The sequence below is a fragment of the Nitratidesulfovibrio liaohensis genome, from assembly GCF_011682075.1.
Lineage (GTDB): Bacteria > Desulfobacterota > Desulfovibrionia > Desulfovibrionales > Desulfovibrionaceae > Cupidesulfovibrio > Cupidesulfovibrio liaohensis.
In genome coordinates this window covers 1-4064 of record NZ_VSMK01000249.1, presented here as the reverse complement: position 1 = coordinate 4064, position 4064 = coordinate 1, and the positions used below count along the sequence as shown (strand labels likewise).

The window sequence follows — 4064 nt, the reverse complement described above, 5'->3', positions numbered from 1 at the left end:
CGTCCTCGCCCGCGCGGGGGGCGATGCAGGCGCGCAGCCCCCCGGCGGAAATGTCCACAAGGCCCGGCTGCGGGTCTGCCACGGATTCCGGCACCGGGCCTGACGAGGCCTGAGGCGCCTGCGCGGGCTGCCCTTCTGCCGCAAGCAGGCACAGGGTAGGCACGCCGGCAATGCGCAGATACCCTTCCAGCGCCGCCAACGGCAGCGGGCCGTCGTCGGGGGCTTCGTCACGCCACATTTCCAGCAGGCCCACCAGTTCCGGCACCGGGCGCACCCGCACGCTGCGGCGGCGCTGGCCCGACTCGATGGCGGCGGGCTTTTGCAATTCCACGATCAGCCCGGTGGACAGGGCGCGGATGTCGAGAATGCGCGAGGCGAACATGTAATGCTGTTCCGTGCGCTGGGGGGCCATGGCCACGATGCGAAAGTAGCATTCCACCGTCTGCCCCTTCCACGCCGAGGAAAGTCGCACCCCGCTGGACATGTCGATGAGCAGCGTGGGACCTTCGTACGATTCGATGAGCCCCGGCAGCGAATGCTGCTTGCCGTCGCGGGTGCGCACCACCACGTAAAATCGCGCCCGGCGGTCCGCCGCAAGGCGCAGTTGCTGGAACACCAGATTCGCCGCGTGTTCCTCGTCCTTCTTGCCGAACAATGCCATTGATGCTCCTGCGACATGCCCTGGCGCGTGACATGCCCCGAATGATCGTGCGTCCGTTATGTATCGCTCGCGGCGGCCTGAACTCCCCCGAGCGGGGCCATGCCCCTGCGCCACGCGTTCATGAGCACTGCCCCGGAAGCCGCCATGCGTCAAGGGCAACCGCTGCCCAACGGGGGCCGGGGGACGGGGGCCGGTGCAGCGCCACTCCGCACCCGGCAAAATCCGCCGCCGCGCCGCGCGCATGCAACGCCGGTGCCGTGGCCGGGCCATGCCGCCGGTGCCGACCACCCCGTCATTACCCGACTGCCCCGCCGGAGCCTGGCGGCATCCGCATCGCCACAGGCGCACGGCTACACTCCGTGTGGACGTTCGTATTGCCACAGATCCGGGTCGGCACGGTGACGGCGGCCTTCCCGTCGGTTCCCTGCCCTGACGTTCGATACCCTTGGCCCGCTCACCTGCCCTTGGCGCAACCCCTCGCATGCATGGTCCATTCCCCGCCAGGCCCCGCCATCCGTGAATTTTTCGCACTGTGCTTGACACATCCCCCCTGGCCTGCCAAAATCGATCATAAACATACTGAACGATTTTTCGGGGGCCCCATGTTCTTTCAGGGCAAGGACTACATCCGTCCGTCCAAAAAGCTGCGCCTGCTGTCCGTGGTGCAGGCGCTGACCGAAAACGAACGGCTCAGCCAGACCCAGCTGGCCCGGTTCAGCCGCACCAGCAGCGCCATGGTCAACCAGTACCTGGCGGAACTGCACCGCGAGGGCATGGTCCAGTTCGCCCCGGTGAACCGCAAGAGCTTTGCCTACCGGCTTACCGACAAGGGGCAGGAGGCCCGGCGCAACATGATGGAGCAGTACTGCGCCGAGATGGTGCGCGGGTTCGCCTCCATCAAGGAACTGGTGCGGCGGCGGCTGGAACCGCTGGCGGAACGGCGCGCGCACGGTGCACCCCTGCACACCGCATCTTTGCGGATTGCCCTCTTCGGCGCCGCCGAAACGGGCGAAGTGGTACTGGCGGCGCTGGAAGGCACCCCCTTCGAGGTGGCCCTGGTGGTGGACAACGATGCCGCCAAGCACGGCACCCCCTTCCACGGGCACACCGTGCAGCCCCCGGCGGCCCTGCTGGCAGCCCCCGGCCAACTGGCCGTGGACGCTGTGGTGGTGTCCTCGTTCGCGCATCAGCGCACCATCCAGCAACAGCTGCTGGCCATGCCCGGCATGCCCGAATCGGCGCGGGAGGTCGTCGTGCTGTTATGAACGCACCCGCCAACATTGCGGGCGGCACCGCCGCCCCCTGCATCACTCTGGCCTCCGGCAGGCGCATCGGCCCCGGCTGCCCGTGCTTCGTCGTGGCCGAGGTGGGCAACAACCACCAGGGCGACATGGACACCGCCCGGCGCATGGTGCGCGAGGCCGCCCGCGCCGGCGCCGATGCCGTGAAGTTCCAGAAGCGCGACACCTCCGCCCTGCTCACCACCGAGGGGGCGCGCGCCGCCTACGGCGGCCCCAACAGCTTCGGCACCACCTACGGCGAACACCGTGACGCGCTGGAACTTTCCGCCGCCCAGTTCGCGGAACTGAAGCAACTGGCCGAATCGCTGGGCATGGTCTTTTTCGCCTCCGCCTGGGACGCGCCCAGCCTTGCCGTGCTGGCCGACCTGAAGGTGGAACTGCTGAAGGTCTGCTCCGCCGACGTGGTCAACGTGCCCATGCTGCGCCGGATGGCCGCGCTGGGGCTGCCGGTGGTGCTGTCCACGGGCATGAGCACCCTTGCGCAGGTGGACCGGGCCGTGGCCGAGCTTTCCGCCGGGCGAGGCGGCGTGGTGGTGCTGCACTGCAATTCCAGCTACCCCTGCGACGAGGCGGACATCGCCCTGCCGGTGATGGACGAACTGGCCCTGCGCTACGGCCTGCCCGTGGGCTATTCCGGCCACGAGCGGGGCCTGGGCCCCAGCGTGGCCGCCGTGGCGCGCGGGGCGTGCCTGGTGGAACGCCACTTCACCCTTGACCGCAGCCAGCGCGGCACCGACCATCAGGCCTCGCTGGAACCGGACGACCTGGCGATGCTGGTCCAGTTGATCCGCGAGGTGGAGCGGGCCATGGGCGTGACCGAAAAGCGCGTCACCCAGCACGAGGCGGCCATGGCCGTCAAGCTGCGCAAAAGCCTGGTGGCCGCGCGCGACCTGGCGGCGGGCACCGTGCTGGCCCCGGACGACCTGACCGTGAAAAGCCCCGGCGACGGCCTGTCGCCGGAACTGTGGGACGCGGTGATCGGCAATTCCCTGACCGTGGACCTGCCGCGCGACGGGCAGCTTTTGCCCGTCATGCTGGCCATGCCGGTGCAGACGGGCGAGCCGGACACTCCGGATGCCCCGCCCGCGGCAGGGTCTGTGTCCGGGGCCGAGCCTGAAATCCGCCGCAAGGCCGGGGCCGCGTGATGCGCGTCGTCCATTTCGCCATCACCCCGCTGGCGGGGGCGCCGTTGCGCCTTGTCCGGGCGCTGAACGCCCACCTGCCCGGCTGCACGGCTCGGCTGGTGGACCTGACGCGCTACGGCAGCGAGGACTTCGGGCAGGACGTGGTGTTCGACGAAACGCCAGGCCTTGCCCGCGAACTGGCGGAAGCAGCCGACATCCTGCACTTCCACAATTATCTGGACCTGGATTCGCGCCACTTCGCGCCCATCGATTTCCGGGCGCTGGCGGAAAAGGACACGTTGGTGATCCGCCAGTTCCACAGCGAGCCGGGGCTGGTGGCGGGCCGCATGGGCATCACCCCCGCCGCGCTGCTGGCCCAGCCCATCCCCGCGCTGGTGGTGGGGCAGTTCCAGGAACGCTGCTACCCCCGCGCACGGGTGGTGCCCAATCCCCTGCCCATCCACGATGCGGACCACCTGCCGCACGACCCGGCCCTGCACGGCCCGCTGCGCCACGACGTGTTCCTGTCGCCCACCCGGCTGCATTCGGCCTGGGCCGACCGCTGGAACACCAAGGCCCGGCCAGAGGCCGAGGCCGCCGTGCGCGCCGCCTGCCTGCCGCGCGGGGCAAGCTGGCATCTGGTGCACAAGACGCCGCTGGCCGCCACCCTTGCCGCCAAGCGGCTGTCCCGCATCGTGGTGGACGACCTGATCACCGGCAGCTGGCACCTGACCGGGCTGGAAGGGCTGGCCCAGGGCAAGCCGGTGCTGGCCCATCTGGATGGCCGCTGCCGCCGGGTGCTGGCGCGCATGGCGGAAACCGAGGCCTGCCCGTTCGTCGACGTGCGGCTGGAGGATGCCGCCCACGTGCTGGGGTATCTGCTGGACCATCCTGCAGACGCGCAAGAGGTCGGCCGCGCCGCGCGGGCCTGGATGGAGGCCCACTGGCGGCCGGAGCGCATCGCCGCCGCCTACGGCG

4 protein-coding genes are annotated in these 4064 nt (G+C 70.0%); 3 read left to right on the top strand and 1 reads right to left on the bottom strand.

The window, feature by feature from the left end:
• The coding region (locus tag FVW27_RS09550) for a hypothetical protein (RefSeq protein ID WP_167124647.1) at window positions 1-661 on the bottom strand (661 nt) is incomplete at its 3' end.
• Window positions 662-1263: 602 nt separating this feature from the next.
• On the opposite strand from FVW27_RS09550, the gene FVW27_RS09545 reads away from it, so the two are divergent.
• The 3 genes from FVW27_RS09545 to FVW27_RS09535 all read left to right on the top strand — a co-directional run.
• Window positions 1264-1926 (top strand): winged helix-turn-helix transcriptional regulator, encoded by a 663-nt coding sequence (locus FVW27_RS09545; RefSeq protein ID WP_167124645.1) that lies wholly within the window; start codon window positions 1264-1266, stop codon window positions 1924-1926.
• Window positions 1923-3107 carry an N-acetylneuraminate synthase family protein gene (locus tag FVW27_RS09540; protein ID WP_167124643.1) on the top strand — a complete coding sequence of 395 codons (1185 nt, stop codon included), beginning with the start codon at window positions 1923-1925 and terminating at the stop codon, window positions 3105-3107. Before FVW27_RS09545 ends, FVW27_RS09540 begins: the two co-directional genes overlap by 4 nt.
• Window positions 3107-4064 (top strand): glycosyltransferase (locus tag FVW27_RS09535; protein WP_167124642.1); only part of this gene is annotated, 958 nt, incomplete at its 3' end. The genes FVW27_RS09540 and FVW27_RS09535, both read left to right, overlap by 1 nt.